Raw genomic sequence first — 17,607 nt, forward strand, 5'->3', positions numbered from 1 at the left:
GCAAAATGAAAAGCTAATACTACTTAATACATACTAAAAATTATGGTGATTTTTTGATGAGTTGTAAAGGGTATAAAAACACTAAAATTGATCATTTTTATTTCAAAAAAATGAAAAATTTGTAAATGTCGCTTGTATCGAGGATTAGAAGCATGCTATTAAAAATAGTAATACATTATGTATAAATAAGATGTTAAATTTACTGGCAAATAAGTAAAGTATTCATATAAATATAGCTAACCTAATATAGATTTACTGAAGCAAATTTATGATTATATTAAGTAATTTGAGTTGTCATGCTGTATTCGGTATTGAACTAGAGTTTTACATTGAAGGAATAGAAAAAGAATATTTATTTCTGAATAGCATCAAAAATAAAATAGCATTTCTTGAATTTTCTTGCGAGAAGGAGAATTCTACACATCAATATGAGATAAAAAGTGGTTGTTATACGAACTCCGACAATTTAACTAAGCATTTTGAGTTAGCAAAACAATTACTTACTGAAGTAGTACAAAAACTTGGTGGGAACGTTTCTTTTAAAGCAAAGCCTTATTTGGATAGAGCAGGCAGTGCATTAAATGTGCATGTTAATCTCGTGAATTCAAATAACGATAACTTATTTTATATCAATGAGCAAAAGTATAGTGATTATTTGATTCATAGTATTGGCGGATTATGTGCAATGATGAAAAAACATATGTTGTTTTTTGCTCCAAATGATGATTCATATTTAAGATTTCAGTACCAGGATATTTACACTCCAACTACGATTAGTTGGGGAGTAAATAACAGAACTGCTGCGATAAGAATTCCCTATTTTGGCAACGATTCCAAAAGATGCCGCCTAGAGCACCGTGTTCCTGGAGCAGACTGTAACCTTGAAAAAGTACTCACAGCAATAATTGAAGGTATAGTTTTTGGTATAGAGAACAAAATTGCTCCGCCAAATAGGGTCTACGGCATTGCATCTGATTCTCAATATAAGATGGAGAGCTTAATACAACAACTACATGTTAAACCCTAACCCGTTAAACCCCTTTGCTGGCCGTTCTAGCACTTCCCTCACATCATTATTTACCCCATGCTGTAATAGCCACTCTGCAGGAGATAGTTTTCTCTCAGGTTTAGATTCTATACTAATATTTGCACTTGGTCTTTCAGGAAGTGGATTACCAAGCGCATCCATGTGTTTAGGTAAAGGTTCCATAACAATATTTGTATCACTAGAAACGGAATGACTATCTTTAGTATCAGCGCTTTTAGAAAGTGAATTACCTTTGAAATCCATATGTTCAGGTAGTCCATTTTTCATTTCTTCTTGTGCTCTTTTATTTTTTAATTCTTCTGCTAGCTCAGTTTCAGTTCTTTTTGGTTCTTTTACGGATATTTCCGTATCTTTTTCTTCACCTTCATCTTCTGAAACACGAGTAATTTCAGCTTTAGTTCTTATTTTATGAATCAGCAAAAGTAATAAGTAAGTAACTGCAGCAGCAGAAACGATAATGGCTATCTTTGCGGCAATGTGGATTGCTGTTAAAAATATTAAAGCTGATAAAGCTCCAGCTAATCCAGACACAATAACTTTTCTCTTGCCTTTTGTTACATTTAAAATTGCCACCATAATAACCTCTCAAATACTGTTCTAGAATTATTATACAGAAATTTTCTTATACTTGCAATTTTGCGAAAATTTTAATTATTTGCGTAAAGTTTTAAAGCTATACAAGGATTAATTAATATGCAACGTATCTCGACTATAATATTGTACAAACACACATATTTAGTTAACATTCAACATGCAGAGCTTACTCATAGAGCGAAACAGGGCGGTGGTATTATTACTTATAGTAATTTTTATCTTCGGTTCATACGTTTATGTAAAAATGCCAAGGGAAAGTAACCCTGATATACAGATTCCTATAATCAGCGTGTTTGTTGGACTTCCTGGGATTTCTGCTCAAGATAGTGAAAAGCTATTAGTGCTGCCTATAGAAAATGAACTAAGATCCATCGAAGGTGTAAGAGAATTGAGAGCTTTTGCAACTAATGATGGTGCTCACATGATACTCGAATTTGGAACAGAGTATGATAATAAAGAAGTGCTCGATAATGTCCGTTCAAAGCTTTCAAACATAAAATCGAAGTTACCTGTTGAAGCGGAATCTCCGATAATCAATGAAATAAACTTGAGCTTATTTCCGATACTCAATGTCGGCTTAATTGGTAATTTGCCAGAAAGAGCCTTAACTGAAATAGCACGCAAGCTAAAGAAAGAAATAGAATCTCTGCCAAATGTTCTCAAAGTTGAAGTGGCAGGTATGCGTAAAGAAACAGTGGAAGTTATAATTGAGCCCATAGTTCTAACAAAATATAACATTCAATCAAACGAAATATTCCAAGCTATATCAAGCAATAATAGACTAGTGGGAGCTGGGTCACTGGAAAATGATACCGGTAAATATTCGATTAAAATATCAGGGTTATTAAAAGATATAGAAGATATTATGAATATTCCTATTAGATCTCAAGGCGATGCAGTTTTGAGAATCAAAGATATAGCAAAAGTATACCCTAGGTTTGAGGATCACCAAGGGTTTGCTCGCATTAATGGATTACCTAGTGTCGTGCTAGAAATTTCAAAACGTAACGGAAAAAACATAATAGACACAGTAAATCAAGTAAAATACTTAATGGATAAGGCAAAAGATCAATTACCTGAAAATTTAAAAGTGGTGTACTTAAATGACCAGTCAAAAAACGTCCGCGATGTGCTTGATGACTTGGAAAACGGCATAATATTCGCTGTGTTGTTAATATTGATCATAATGATGCTTTCTATGGGAACAAGGATTGCTATTCTTGTGGCACTCTCGATACCCGGTTCCTTTCTCATTGGGATAATAGCTCTTTACTTTATGGGCATAACCTTAAATATCGTTGTGCTCTTCAGTTTAATCATGGCTGTTGGCATGCTGGTTGATGATGCAATTGTGATCAGCGAATATGCCGATAGAAAGATGATCTGCGGAATGGACAAAGTAGAAGCCTTTCACACTTCAGTTCGTGATATGTTTTATCCGGTTCTATCATCGACGTTAACTAAATTAGCAGTGTTTTTTCCTCTATTATTCTGGCCTGATACTGTTGGTAAATTCATGCAGTACATACCAATTACAATAATTCTAACTTTGACTGGATCGCTCATTATGGCTTTGGTTTTTATACCAACACTTGGTGCAATATTTGGTAAGCCTTCAATAACTTCAAAAAAAGAAATAAAAAAAATGAGTGCTATAGAAAGTGGTGAGATAAAAAATGCTGGGCCTATAATAAGAGCTTACATACGCATGCTAGAGAAGGTTTTAGATCATCCTAAAAAATTCATATGTGCTACTGTATTCGTCCTGTTTTCATTTATTGTGCTGTACTTTACCTTTGGTCCTGGAGTGAAGTTTTTTCCGAAAGTGGATTCAGATAATATTTTAATCAGTGTTAAAGCAAAAGAAAGCTTATCAGCCAAAGAACGAGATTTGATACTAAAAGAAGTGGAAGAACGCATTTTGAGCGTTGAAAAAGAAATTCATGTTTCTTATGCTAGATCAGGAGCATTTTCAGACAACGTTATCGCCAGAATTCAACTAGAACTTATGGATTGGCGCTTCAGGCGCAAAGCTAAGCACATATTAAACGATATAAGGAGCAGTGTGCAAGACATGAAAGGAGTAATAATTAATGTTCAAGAGGAAAAGTCAGGACCGTCGGCTGACAAGCCAATACAAATTAACCTCAGCGGAAGTGCATCCAATCTGAATTTAGCAGCAGAGAAAATTCTAAAAATTATGGACCAACCTTCATCCGGGTTTATAAATATTCAAGATAGCAGATCAGCACCTGAAATAGAGTGGAATATGAGTGTTAATAAGATTAAGGCTACAAGTTCTGGAGTAAGTGTTGCAACCATTGGCGATTTTATAAAGATGGTTACAAATGGAGTGTTGATTGGAAAATATAGACCAAATAACACGGATGAAGAAATCGATATTGTACTCCGTTTCCCCAGAAGGGACCGCAACATGAAGACTATAGATAATCTTTTTATCAATACAGTTAATGGCCCGTATCCTATGAGCAACATAGTAAAATATGCTCCCGAAAAAAAGGTAAACAAACTAAATAGGATTGATGGATTACGTACAGTGACAATTTCCGCTGATGTGGATACTGGCTATCTTGTTAATGAAAGAGTAAAGTTTATTCAGAATTCTATTTCCCAGGATTGGGACAAGGGAGTAAAAATTGATTTTAAAGGCGACAAAGAAGATCAACAAAAATCAGGAACATTTTTGTTAAAGGCTTTTATATTAGCAATTACACTAATGATATTGGTATTAGTGACACAGTTTAATAATGTATACCATACATTTATCGTAATGACAGCAGTGTTTTTATCCACAACATGTGTGTTTTTTGTTTTCTTTCTTATCCAACAAGTTTTCGTAGTTGTTATGTGTGGAGTGGGGATAATTGCTTTGGCAGGAATTATAGTGAATAATAACATACTATTGCTTGATGCCTTTCATCACCAAATTAAGGTACACAAAAATGACATCAAGCGATGTGTAATAAACGCTGCAATTTCTCGCATTAGGCCAATATTGCTTACCGTTGCAACCACAGTTCTTGGTTTAATACCGATGATTACCAGGTTAAATATCAATTTTTTTACGCTACAAATCACATATGATGCTCCATCAAGCCAGTGGTGGGTTGACATTTCAACAACCATAGCAAGTGGAATATTGGCTGCAACGGTCTTAACTTTATTCTTTACTCCGGCGTTGCTTGTCATACAAAGACATGAAAAAACTTGACTTAAATTAGCAATCATTTAACATTTAAGATAGCGTTCTTTGCCCGTTGAAGCTATAATTATAACTAATTACATTGGATTTATTTATTATGATTGCTAATCGTAAAAGCAGTGTTAAGCAGAAAAGTAACAAGAATAACATAGTTGGAAGCCTTGATGTAATAAAAACAGCAGGAGAACTTTCACTTCAAAAAGGTTTAGATTTTAATGTTGTAATAAAGGCACTAGAAAGTGCTATAGAAGCAGTGGCTTATCAAAAATATGGTAGCAAAAGTAAAATTGTAGTTAATATAGATAGAAATACAGGCAAAGTTACTTCATACAGAAAACTAAAAGTTATTGATGACGAATCAAATGAAGAAGAGAACACTGAGTATGAATCAATTACGCTGACACAAGCTAAATTAATAAAAGGAGATGCAAAAGTTGGAGATACTGTTAGTGAATTGCTCTCTCTTAATACTGATCTTGCTTCAGCAAGGATTGCCCAGCAAAAGATTGCTCAAATAATTAAAGATGAAGAGTCAAAAAAGCAATATGAGGAATTTAAAGATAAGGTGGGAGAAATAAGGTATGGTATTGTTAAACAAGTAGAATATTCAGATCTTATTATAGACATAAATGGCACTAGGGCATATCTTCCATTGCGAAATTTGACCGGTGGTGAATCATTTCGTGAAGGCGATAAGGTTAAAACTTACATACAGACAGTTAAGCGCTCTGATGATGGACGTCAAATTATTCTTTCTAGGACTCATGAAGGCTTTTTAGAGGCATTATTAAATCAAGAAATACCAGAAATTGCTGACGGGTTAGTAACAATTAAAGGTATAGCTAGAGACGCCGGCTCAAGGTCTAAGGTTGCTGTTTTCTCTCCTGACAAGAACATTGATCCAGTAGGTGCTTGTGTTGGAGTTAAGGGAGATAGAATAAAAACTATTATACACGAATTAAATGGTGAAAAAATTGACGTTATAAATTACTCCTCAGATTTGGGTCAATTTGTTATTAAAGCCATTACTCCTGCAGAAGTATCGAAGGTTATTATTGATGAAAATGAAAATTGCATAGAGTTAATAGTTGCTGAAGATCAATTGAGTTTAGCTATAGGAAAAAAGGGCCAGAATGTAAGATTAGCTTCAGAGCTTGTTGGATGGAAAATTGAGATATTAAGCACTCAGCAAGAATCAGAAAGGCGAAGTAAAGAACTTAGTCAATGTTCAGCTTTATTTGCTGAAGCTTTAAACTTAGAAGAGATTATGGGTCAGCTATTGGTAACAGAAGGTTTTTCAAGCGTAGAAGATATATCAAACGCTTCAATTAAAGAGCTTTCTTCAATAGAGGGCTTTAATGAGGATATTGCAAACGAACTTCATAACAGAGCAAACAAGCACCTGAAAGCAGAAAATGATAGAAAAATAGAAGAGCTAAAAAGTCTAGGTATGGAAGATGATGTAATCAATTTAACTTTATCAATAGACAATAAAATTGCTCTTAGTAAACATGATATTAAGACTTTAGAGGACATAGCAGATTTATCAAGTTATGAGTTTTGCAGCATACTCTCTTCCTCAGCTGATAGTAAAGAAAATCTAAAAGATACAGTAGACTCAATAATCATAGAAGCACGTAAAAAGCTTGGGTTAATATAATAAAATAATATGAATAATGAAGATATCAGTAATAAAAAATTAACGCTCCAAGGCTTAAGCAAGCTTAAATTAGACCTCAATTTAAACTCTTCAGCTAGCCCAAGTACTGGAGCTACAATAGTAAAAAAAAGAAGAAAAAAATCTCATGATGCAGAAGAACATAATTTATTTGACGAGAGTAAATTAGGTTCTTTAACAGAGAAAGAACAAATTTTCCGCATTAATGCTGTGCAGAATGCTGCTTTGCTGAAAGAAAGAAATCAGAGAGAAGAAAAAGAGAAAACAGCAAAAGAAGACAGCAATAAAGAGATTGACGAGAAAAATGAAGCGGACGCTTTATCTAAGGAAATAAATAAGAAAGTTTTAAGTGATGTTCACTTAGTTGAACTAAGAGAAGATGGTGTTGACAATGAGGATGACAATAAAAAGTCTTCTAAAGTTAACAAAGATATATATTCTAAGCATTCTAAACTGGTAATTGCACAGGCAATAGATGAAAAAACTGAACAACCCCCTGTATTTAAGCAAAGATTTGGTATAAGAAGTAGAAAGTCAAAGTTTACTAAGGGTAAAAATATATCAAGAGAAGTTATTATACCAGACAAAATAACTATCAGGGAGTTATCTGTTCGTATGGCAGAAGATAGCAAGAGTGTGCTAAAAATGTTCAAAGAAGAAGTCGGTGAGAGTTATAGAGTAGATGATCTGGTGGATCCAGATATAGCATCTGAAATAGTGGAAAAATTTAATCATACGGCTAAACGAGTGAGCGATACCAACAGAGAAAAGGATTTATTTTTTATAGAAGGCAGAGAAAGCCTGCCTAAAAAACCTAAACCACCAATCGTCACTTTTATGGGACACGTCGATCATGGTAAAACCTCATTGCTCGATGCATTTCGTGAATCTAATGTTGCAGAAAGAGAGTCAGGTGGCATAACTCAACACATAGGTGCTTATCAAATAACGACAAAAGATAAGCAAAAAATTACTTTTATTGATACACCAGGACATGAAGCGTTCACTGCGATGCGTGCACGTGGTGCCAATATTACTAATATAGTCGTAATAGTAGTTGCAGCTGACGATGGAATCATGAAACAAACAGTTGAAGCAATAAATCATGCAAAAGCAGCAAATGTTTCTATTATAGTTGCTATTAATAAAATTGATAAATCTGAACCTGGTGATGTAGAAAAAATAATTAATAGTTTGCCTCAATATGATCTCATCTCTGAAGAGCTTGGTGGTGATATTATGATTGTGCCAGTATCAGCAAAAAAGAAAACTAATTTAGATAAACTAGAAGAGGCGATTTTGTTAATCGCTGAATTAATGAGGCTAGAAGCAATAGAAGATTGTCGAGCACTTGGATGGGTAATAGAATCCAAAATAGATAAAGCGAAAGGAATATCAGCTACATTGATAGTTGAGGAAGGAACGTTAAAGGTTGGTGATATATTGGTAGTTGGTACAACATACAGCAAAGTACGTAGTATGGTTAATCACCTTGGTCAAAGAGAAAAAGCAGCACTACCCTCCGCTCCAATTGAAATTACTGGTCTAAATGGTGTGCCAAATGCTGGAGATAAATTTGTTGTTGTAAATTCTGAAAAGCAGGCGCGTGAAATTGTTGAATACAGGCTAGAGTTGATCAAGAAAAAGAAAGAAGATTTAGACGACAATAATTTAGATATATTCAGTCGTAATAACAGTGAAACAGAAGAACTATCTGTAGTTTTAAAGTGCGATGTAACTGGTTCTATTGAAGCAATATCAAGTTCAATTGATAAACTCGGTAAAGACCAAGTGAAATTAAATATCCTACACAAAGCAGTAGGAGGGATAACAGATTCAGATGTGCTGCTTGCAGAAGCATCAAGTGCAGTAATTTTAGCTTTTAATGTAAAAGTGGACTCAAAAATAAGGGACTTGGCAAAACAAAAAGGTGTAGAAATACATATTTATAACATAATATACGAGCTCATTGACGACATGAGAATGTATTTAACTAAAATGTTAAAGCCTGTTACACGAGAGGTTCGTGTTGGTTCTGCATCTGTGAGGCAAATATTTAACGTATCTAAAGCTGGTAATATCATTGGATGTTACGTAAGTGATGGAGTCATAAGAAAAGATTCTTTAATTAAGGTAGTGCGTGGTGGCAAATTGATGCATGAAGGAAAGTTAAAAGCACTACGTAGATTTAAAGATGATGTTAAAGAAGTAGGTGTAAACTTTGAATGCGGAGTATCACTAGAGGGTAATATCGATATTAAAGTTGGAGATATTTTGGAAGCTTATCAATTAGTGCAAGAAGAAAGGGTGTTATAGTAGATGGATATGAAAAAGGAAATTAGAAACCTAAAAATAGCATCGGTATTGCATAGAGCAATATCAAGAGTCCTAATGGAAGGTAAGGTGTTCAATAAAAATGTAGCGGTATCTGACGTAAAATTAAGTAAAGATTTGAAAAAAGCAGATGTATATATTGTGTTATCTTCATTGAATATCCAAGTAGCTGACTACTCAGATTCAGAAAAAAGTACATGGATTTCAGCATCACGCACTGGAGATCCTTCTGAGGATAATTGTGATATTAACACTGTTGTTAATGAAATGAACCAATCTGCATGGTCAATACGTAAATCTATATTGTGTTATGTTGATTTGCGATTTATACCTGAGTTAGTTTTCAAGCCTGATTTAGCGTTCGATAATTTTGTTAATGTAAGCAAAATATTACATAATCACACTTAATTAATGTATTTCAACCGTTACTTTTCATTAATGAGACTGCACAGTTTAACAGGTTTGTGGCTTGTGCTATTTCCCAGTTTGAGCGGTATTCTTTTAGCCTCAACTTCTCTATCGTATCAGGCTCTTTTTCTCCTTGTTTTATTTACTATAGGTGCATTTTTAATGAGACCTGCAGGGTGCATAATCAATGACATTTTCGATAGGGAAATAGATGCGCACGTTGAACGAACAAAATATAGGCCACTTGCAAGTGGTGCATTAAACATAAAGCAGGCTTTGGTTTTACTCTCACTGCTACTATCTATCGACTTGGTAATTTTATTGTTAACTAATAAAACCACACTCATACTTGGAATAATCTCAATGTGTATGATAGCTACTTACCCTTTATTAAAGCGGTATGTTTGGTGGCCACAATTGTTCTTAGGGTTTACCTTCAATATGGGATCGCTCATGGGCTCAGCAGCAATAATAAACCAGATCAGTATAGAATCCTTGCTGTTTTATATAGGATGCGTCTTTTGGACACTTAGCTATGACACCATATACGCTCATCAAGATAAAAAAGATGATGAAAAACTCGGAATGAAATCTACCGCATTATATTTTGGTGATACAACAAAATCTTGGTTGAAAAGATTTTATTTAATATCTCTTATGACGTGGCTATATGCTGGTATCTTATCATCATTAAATAACATCTTTTATATTGCTCTACTTGCTGTAGGGTTCATATTTTACCGCCAATACAAAAATTTCAATCCTGACGATCCCAGTCAATGCATGTCCATATTTAAAAATAATTCCTACGTAGGGTTGCTTCTCTTTTTTGGCATCCTTTTAGATAGAATTATCACCTAGGTCTGAAGAGTTTTGGCTCTAATGAAGTCAATAAACTCAGGTAGCTCGCAGAAACGAAAAAACTTACTTGACAAACTCCGCCAGCCCCCTTATTATGATAACAAGGGTATTCATGACTCAAAACTTGTTTTTGACCTGCAGGCTCAATAACAAAATTCAGTAAAAAACTTAGGGTATTTTTTGGCGGATTACATAAAATTATAGCGGCTGCATGTCTTTTAAATTTTTTCTACATTCAGCCAAATCGCGCTTATTTTAAGCGTTAGCACATTATTACAGCGCCACTTACAGTAATATAGAGTCAAAACTCGCACCACGGGGCTTCTTTTGCCTTTTTTTCGTTTGGTAAATTTCTTAATGTTTGTAGCTAAAGCAATTTAAGAGACCGAAAATGGTGTCATTCCAGCGCGTGACGCTGGAATCTAGTCTTTATTATGCAGCCACTTATTTAAAGTTAAGTTTTCTGGATCCAAGTAGTCAAGCTACTCGGATGACACCTTGACGATTTGAAGAATCGTCATCCCGCTACGTGTTAGCGGGATCTATGCTAAGAGATACCGCGAATGAATCGCGGTATGACGGTCTGCGGCGATATGACGGTTCGCGGTGGCATGACGATAACTTCGTCATCCCGCTACTTGTTAGCGCTTACTATTACCCACAAATATAAATGTTTGTTGCATAGCTCTTAATGGCATAACTTTTGCTTGAAATAACTGTTTATATGGTGCAATTTACAGCTTTTAGTTGCTAAGATTATAACTCTTAGTTTAATAATTTTAATCCAATAAGCTTTCAGGTTAATAAAATTAAATTATTTGAGTAAATACAATACTATGTTTTTATTTGTGGGTAATAGTAAGTTGTTAGCGGGATCTAGAGATACCGCGGCGGTATGACGTAGGGAAACCTTTCTTGGTTAGCTACAGCAGCTTGCAAACCATTCAGAAAAGGGAAGACAAAACTATAAAAAACCATAGGCGCCAGATGGTTTTTAGCTAAAGTCAAGTGTCTGGAATTTTAGACATAGAATCCCCCATATGAACAAGATTCAGAAAAAATGCAACGTACATTGGGCAGAGATTAAGTAATGTATACACGCTGAAGAAGATACGCCACATTTTTAACTGAAATTTAGATGAAAAGTCTGCAGACGGAGATAGATTTTGAGCTCTCTAAATATCTCTAATTGTCATTATAATAAGGCTTTGAATATGCAGAAGTAATTTTTTTAGTTAAAATAAAAAAGTTTTCTGCTATAGCACTACTAAGCAGCAGAAGACCTTGCATGACCTCCAAAAAATGCTTTTACTCTTTCAAGATAAGTAGGTGGTACTGGAGGAATTTCTATACCATCTATAACAGCGCTTATTGCTTCTTTTACATCGTCGCTTGTAATTAACTCTTTTAATTTATGTTTTATAGGGCCTCTTCCAACATCTTGCCCATACCTATTGTAATAATCCACATATAATTCATTAAAGACAGATTGTTTTGCTTCTTCTATTAGTTTACTGATGTTGCTTTTTATTTGAGGATCCATATCACCATCAGAATAAAAATTATCAAAATTGTCCTTTAAAACTGTAATTTTTTTATTGTTACAGCTTCTCAGGAATTTTTCCGTAATAGTTGGCATTCTCTCGTACACTTGAGCGTTTACCTCAACTGTAAAGTTATTTTTTGCTTCAAGACAGCTAAGCGAGTAAATAATACGATTGAACATTCCTAGATTGCACTTACCATTTCCCTCTTTGAAACGTATCAGTAACATGCACTTTAGAAAATCTATATCTGACTTTTGATCCTTAGCTGCAGTCAAAACTAAATTTGCAGCTTGCGTGAGAGTAAGGCTAGTTCTTGATTCTTGCCAAGCCGCTCTGTTAGAGTTATTAAAGTTAAGATAAAGTTTTAATTGCTCTTTTTGATCCCTTGTCAACTCATCTGAACCATTTATGTAATCCTCAAATTCTTTATCCAGTACATTTGGTTGAGCTCCAAATTTCTGTTTTAACTCTTGAGCGCATTGGAGAATACTATGTTCAAAACTACTCGTGTGAACACTCTGATTACTAGTGCCCACGTCACTTACATTAAACAAAAAGCTTAGCTGCTTTACATTCAAACCCAAAGGTGAGAAAAGCCTCACTAATGGATACTTTATCAATTCAAGAAGTGCTACTGGAATTAGCAGTGCATAATTTAACAATAATAAACCAAAATTAAATATAAGAAACCCACGTAGAGCTGATACCTTTGATGCAACGTACAAAAACGGAAGCTGTAGGTAATATATCAAGTGTATATTGAAGAATAAGATTTTGTCCTTTAATTTTATTGTTGGATCTTTATAAACCTCAAATAACTTGCTATTACTATCAATGTTGTCGTTTTTAAAGGAATTATAGTTGTTTATGATTTTTTCTTGCAAAGGAAGGAGCATTTTATTCAGACAAATAAATGCAGCGATAACAATAAAACCTGTAGCCAAAAATGCTAGTGCAGGGCTAGAGGTGCTTGTAGATAAATAGGTATAAAAATTACTAATTAAGTCCTTACAAGGGCGAACTAGAATCGGGTCAAGGATATAGTTGACGAGAAGACTTAAATAGTAATAAGTAAAAAATAAGAATAAAATAGAACCACATAAGAGTAAAATAAAACCACAAACAACCAAAAATGCTTTTAACCCTGGATTCATAACCCCCTCTTAATAATCTGTTAACATAATCTATTTTAGAAATAAATTGAGAAAAATGCAAGTTTTTATAAAGATCGATTGAAATTTCTGAGCTTCAGTTATATCGTTAGTCTATTTAGATAAAAATTATTGTGTCAAATAAAATAGGTTTTTGGGCTATTTTTGCCTTAGTGATTAGCAGCCAAATTGGCTCTGGAATTTTTATGCTTCCAATTAGCCTTGCTCCATATGGCATGTACAGCCTTATAAGCTGGGTGATATCAGGGCTTGGTGCTATATCTCTTGCTTTGGTTTTTGCCTTACTCTGCGCAAAATTTCCAGAAACGGGTGGTCCTCACGTTTATGTAAAGCATGCTTTTGGCCCTGCTGCAGCTTTCTTTGTTGGTTGGACGTATTGGGTGATCTCATGGGTTAGCACGACAGCAGTAATCGTTGCAAGTATTGGCTATCTTACTTCGCTTTTTCATGGAGATATTCAAAATATACGCTTATTTTTAGAAATACTATTATTTACGATCATTACACTAATAAATTTAAGAGGTGTCACTGCTGCTGGATGTGTTGAGCTTTTATTGATGACTGTCAAAATTACCGCACTGCTTGCTATACCAGTAACAGCGTTGTTTTTCTTTGATAGGAATAATTTTATCATAAGTGAGGAAATATCAACCTTCACGATGTCTCAAGTCCTTGCTCGCTCTACACTACTCACTCTATGGTGTTTTATTGGACTTGAATCAGCAACAGCACCTGCAGGATCAGTCAACGATCCAGCCAAGACTATACCAAGAGCCATAGTGCTTGGCACAATCTCTGTTGCAGTTATATATTTCATTAATAGCCTTGCAATCATGGGATTGATAAACGGCAATGATCTAGTTAATTCAAAAGCGCCGTATGTTGACGCAATAAAAATTATGTTTCCTGGTAATTGGCATTTGATCATTTCTATTGTTGCTTTTATTGTTTGTGTTGGCAGTTTAAATGCTTGGGTACTAGCTAGTGGACAAGTGGCCCTTGGCCTTGCAGAAGATAAACTGATGCCACAGTTCTTTGCTAAAAGAAACAAGCACGGTTCTCCTTTCTGGGGCATAACAATCAGCTCCGTTGGCACTTCAGTTCTACTAATTCTCACTTCAAGCAACAATTTTGCTAAACAGATCACATCAATTATCGACTTTTCTGTAGTTTCATTTTTATTTGTTTACCTTGCATGCAGTCTTGCTTTTCTCAAGGTTATTATAAAGGAGAAAAACTATTACAAATTTTTAATTGGCAGTATAGCAACAACCTTTTGCTGCTGGGTAATATTTGAAACTTCTGTGAATACCTTGCTGATCGCAAGCTTATTCACCGCAAGTGGCATACCCATTTATTTATTTTGGTACTGCAGAGCTCCTGCACAATAAAATAGAGTTTAACGACTTTTCTTATTGTCCACTTGTTCAACATTACCCTTCTTAAGTTTACTATCTACTTTTGCTTGTTCATCATCTACACTAGTCTCATCTTTTATCTTACTGGAGTGACCTGCTTGCGATTTTTCATATGCTTCCATGTTGTCATATATAGGGTTACTGATGATTTCTATTTTTTCAGGTGTGAAAATCCTTGCTAAAAATCTCCCTATTATTGGTATTGATCTTAAGAAATCTCTTAGCTTTGAAGATTCTTGTCTTTTATTTAGGAACTGTTGGTCTATTTTAAGGTTTCTTACACCATATTTTTTATCATCAAAATTTATTGCAGGCTTTCTTTTTTTCGAAAGAACATTTTGAGCCTTTAATCCATTGGTTCTTTCAGGCTCTTGAGGTGTAGACATTGCAGGTTTAACCTTAGTTTCATTGTATTCTTTATTCATCTTTCACTTTATTATGTAATATTACTAATATTGCATAATAATAGCTAAATTACAATTAATTGCAAGGTAAAAATATTAAAACAATTGTAAATTTTGTCAGTAAAAATATAATAGAACTTTAAAGTTAGAGGTTCATCTATATGGGATACAAAATTGCTGTTATTGGAGCAACCGGAAGAGTAGGGCGCGAGGTATTAAGCACGCTTGCTGAGTTTCAAGATGAGGCAATAGATTCTGTTATTGCACTTGCGTCGAAAAAATCAGAAGGGAAGAAGGTGAGTTTCGGTAATGAAGAATTAACTGTCTTGTGCCTTGAGGATTATGACTTCGTTGGAACTAATGTAGCCATTTTCTGTGCTGGATATCATGTTTCTGAAAAGTATGTACCAATTGCAACACAGGCTGGATGCATCGTGATAGATAACAGTTCCCATTTTAGAATGAAAGAAGGTGTGCCACTCATTATTCCGGAGATTAATAAAGAAAAAATTATGGAATATAAAAACCACAACATAATATCCAACCCAAACTGTACTACAATACAGATGCTGCTAGTACTACATCTATTACACCAGAAAGCAAAAATAAAGAGAATCGTTGCTTCAACTTATCAATCAACTTCTGGCGCAGGCAAAGCAGCAATGGATGAGCTCTATGACCAGACAAAAAAAATCTTCATGAATGAGACTAAAAAGCCCGAGATATTCCCCAAGCAAATAGCGTTTAATTGCATTCCCCATGTAGGGAAATTCATGGAGAATGGTTCTACAGAAGAGGAATGGAAAATGCAAGAGGAGACAAAAAAAATTTTAGAGGAAGATATAAAAGTTACTGCAACTTGTGTAAGAGTACCCGTCTTTATCGGTCACGCTATGGCAGTAAATGTAGAATTTGATCAACATATCACTGAAGAACAAGCTCGTGAAGTGCTAAGTGAAGCCGAAGATAGTGGAGTTTTAGTGTACAACAGGCGTGAAGACGGTGAATACATCACTCAAATTGATGTTGTACAGGAGAATGCTGTATATGTATCACGTATTAGAAGAGACAATACTGTTGAACACGGATTAAATATGTGGATAGTGGCTGATAATCTGCGCAAAGGCGCAGCATTAAATATAGTGCAGATTCTTGAGATTTTGATAAGAGAGTATTAAGTGCATATAGAGTGCACTTACGTTGTAATTCGAAGGAAATTTGTATACCACATGGCAGCGTGTGACGCAAAAACCATGAGAGCTACAAAAACTTCCTTGACAAACTCCGCCAGTCCTCTTATCATGGTACTGAAGGTATTCAGTTATCTTCATCTGTGCAGATTAAACAGCAAGAAAACAACGTGGTTGGCGTCTTATTTTTAATTTTTTGCACTATGTGCACCTTATGTCTTCACAATATTTCTAGGTTTTTACCTACACAAGCTGAAACGCGCTTATAAGTCGTTTAAGACAGTATAGTACGCCAATTTGCAGGATTAGAGAGTGACAACTAGCTAACACGGGATTTCTTTTGCCTTTTTTTCTGCTTAGTAAATTTCTTAAACATTTGAACTAAGGTGAGTTGCACTTAAAAGCAGCTAAATTGCAGTTTTTAAGACTTAAAAAACGCCAATACTGAAAATAGATAATGACCAGGGCTTCTTTTGCCTTTTTTTTATTTGGTAAATTTCTTAATGTTTGTAGCTAAAGTAACTTAGGTTCATCGACAATCGTCATCCCGCTACGTGTTAGCGGGATCTATGCTAAGAGATACCGCGAATGAATCGCGGTATGACGGTTCGTGACGGTATGACGGTTCGCGGTGGCATCTCTTCATCCCGCTACGTGTTAGCAGGATGACGGTTGTCAGTAAACCTGAATTACTTTAGCTATGCAATGAGATTTCCTAAAAAACACTTTATAGCTCTCGAGTATAAAAAAAAATTCCTTTAATAATAAGGCATGCTAATCAGGAATTTAATCAAACAAGCGACTAAAGTAGGAAGCAGTGAAAATGCAATACGATATATTGAGTATCTCTATCAATTTGAGAAGTTTAGAAACACATTAAACTTCACTTTATCACTAATAAAGCAAAATAAGCTTTCGTTTGAAATATACCAAGAGGGATTAGTGGATATGGAAGAAGGGGTGTGTAAGACAATCAGGTCTTCCGGTGTAAATAGGTATGTTATTGTGCTGAGAAGGTCAAATCCATACATTATAGTGCATGAACTTTCACATATGGTTGAAAATGAGCTTAACTTGAGCCTAGAGCAGGAATTTCTCCATAAGGTTTACCAGGATATTGAGCAGAATTTAAGGCAAGCAAATGTTCTTGTGCAGAAAATTATTAGCCAAGTTATATTTAAGGAGATACAAGCTTATCAAACTGCAAAGTCACGCGCATCTGAATTGTTTGCACGCTATTTTGAGCTATTTGCTTGGGCACAAGAGGTTTATCCTAAGGATAAAGAATACTTAATTCGCACTCAAGATTTAAACAAAGTATTCCTTGCTACTGATCAATGGAAAAAGAGCTGCCTGGATCCACAAATGATGGATAGAATAGATAAGGAAATCAAGGAATACAGCAATAAAACCGCCACTAAAGACGTAACCAAAGTGCAAAGCAGTTGGACTAATAAATTTTCTCCTGGGGGCAAAAAAATTAGCTCTATATTTGGAGATGATGATTAGCTTATAGTGCAGGTTTTCCTACGTCATACCGCAATTCATTCCACGACTGTACGAACGTCTAGTTTAGTGATAAAATGTATATAATTATTGATGTCATTCAAGCATTTACATTTGTTACATCAGCACTCACATTTGTCATCTCATTCAGGAGAAATAGTTTTTAAAAAACTATTTCTTGTATCTTGTCAAAAGCATCTAATGTTTTAAGCTTAAGCATTAGG

12 protein-coding genes are annotated in these 17,607 nt (G+C 34.7%); 9 read left to right on the forward strand and 3 right to left on the reverse strand.

The window, feature by feature from the left end; genetic code table 11:
• The first annotated feature begins 268 nt into the window (after positions 1 to 268).
• Positions 269 to 1,027, forward strand: a complete 759-nt coding sequence (locus OOK84_RS05550; RefSeq protein ID WP_264731482.1) for a type I glutamate--ammonia ligase — start codon at positions 269 to 271, stop codon at positions 1,025 to 1,027.
• On the opposite strand, the gene OOK84_RS05555 is transcribed toward OOK84_RS05550, so the two are convergent.
• The gene (locus OOK84_RS05555) at positions 1,010 to 1,624 is read right to left on the reverse strand and encodes a hypothetical protein (protein WP_264731484.1); all 615 of its coding nucleotides are present in this window, start codon (positions 1,622 to 1,624) and stop codon (positions 1,010 to 1,012) included. The genes OOK84_RS05550 and OOK84_RS05555 overlap by 18 nt on opposite strands.
• A 175-nt stretch (positions 1,625 to 1,799) precedes the next feature.
• Here OOK84_RS05555 and OOK84_RS05560 point away from each other — a divergent pair, with 175 nt between their 5' ends.
• The 5 genes from OOK84_RS05560 (at position 1,800) to ubiA (ending at position 10,146) form a co-directional block, all read left to right on the forward strand.
• Entirely contained in the window at positions 1,800 to 4,874 is a 3,075-nt protein-coding gene (locus tag OOK84_RS05560) for an efflux RND transporter permease subunit (protein WP_264731486.1), read from the forward strand.
• Positions 4,875 to 4,962: 88 nt separating this feature from the next.
• Positions 4,963 to 6,525, forward strand: a complete 1,563-nt coding sequence (gene nusA / locus OOK84_RS05565) for a transcription termination factor NusA (RefSeq protein ID WP_264731488.1) — start codon at positions 4,963 to 4,965, stop codon at positions 6,523 to 6,525.
• Between the two features lie 9 nt (positions 6,526 to 6,534).
• On the forward strand, positions 6,535 to 8,859 hold the full coding sequence (gene infB / locus OOK84_RS05570) for a translation initiation factor IF-2 (RefSeq protein ID WP_264731490.1): 2,325 nt from the start codon (positions 6,535 to 6,537) through the stop codon (positions 8,857 to 8,859).
• A 9-nt stretch (positions 8,860 to 8,868) separates the two neighbouring features.
• Entirely contained in the window at positions 8,869 to 9,285 is a 417-nt protein-coding gene (locus OOK84_RS05575) for a ribosome-binding factor A (RefSeq protein ID WP_164225054.1), read from the forward strand.
• A gap of 3 nt (positions 9,286 to 9,288) precedes the next feature.
• Positions 9,289 to 10,146, forward strand: coding sequence for a 4-hydroxybenzoate octaprenyltransferase (gene ubiA / locus OOK84_RS05580; protein ID WP_264731494.1), 858 nt, complete (start codon positions 9,289 to 9,291; stop codon positions 10,144 to 10,146).
• 1,267 nt (positions 10,147 to 11,413) lie between these two features.
• On the opposite strand, the gene OOK84_RS05585 is transcribed toward ubiA, so the two are convergent.
• The gene (locus OOK84_RS05585; RefSeq protein ID WP_264731495.1) at positions 11,414 to 12,847 is read right to left on the reverse strand and encodes a hypothetical protein; all 1,434 of its coding nucleotides are present in this window, start codon (positions 12,845 to 12,847) and stop codon (positions 11,414 to 11,416) included.
• Positions 12,848 to 12,978: 131 nt separating this feature from the next.
• Here OOK84_RS05585 and OOK84_RS05590 point away from each other — a divergent pair, with 131 nt between their 5' ends.
• Entirely contained in the window at positions 12,979 to 14,256 is a 1,278-nt protein-coding gene (locus OOK84_RS05590; protein WP_264731497.1) for an APC family permease, read from the forward strand.
• An 8-nt stretch (positions 14,257 to 14,264) separates the two neighbouring features.
• On the opposite strand, the gene OOK84_RS05595 is transcribed toward OOK84_RS05590, so the two are convergent.
• Entirely contained in the window at positions 14,265 to 14,708 is a 444-nt protein-coding gene (locus tag OOK84_RS05595) for a hypothetical protein (protein WP_264731498.1), read from the reverse strand.
• Positions 14,709 to 14,848: 140 nt separating this feature from the next.
• Between OOK84_RS05595 and OOK84_RS05600 the strand changes: the two genes are divergently transcribed.
• Complete coding sequence (locus OOK84_RS05600; RefSeq protein ID WP_264731500.1) at positions 14,849 to 15,865, forward strand: aspartate-semialdehyde dehydrogenase; 1,017 nt, start codon at positions 14,849 to 14,851, stop codon at positions 15,863 to 15,865.
• Positions 15,866 to 16,648: 783 nt separating this feature from the next.
• Positions 16,649 to 17,386 (forward strand): WD_0702 family putative metalloprotease, encoded by a 738-nt coding sequence (locus OOK84_RS05605; protein WP_264731502.1) that lies wholly within the window; start codon positions 16,649 to 16,651, stop codon positions 17,384 to 17,386.
• The last annotated feature ends 221 nt before the right edge of the window (positions 17,387 to 17,607 follow it).

Origin of the sequence: Wolbachia endosymbiont (group A) of Sphaerophoria taeniata, from assembly GCF_947250735.1 — a bacterium.
GTDB lineage: Bacteria > Pseudomonadota > Alphaproteobacteria > Rickettsiales > Anaplasmataceae > Wolbachia.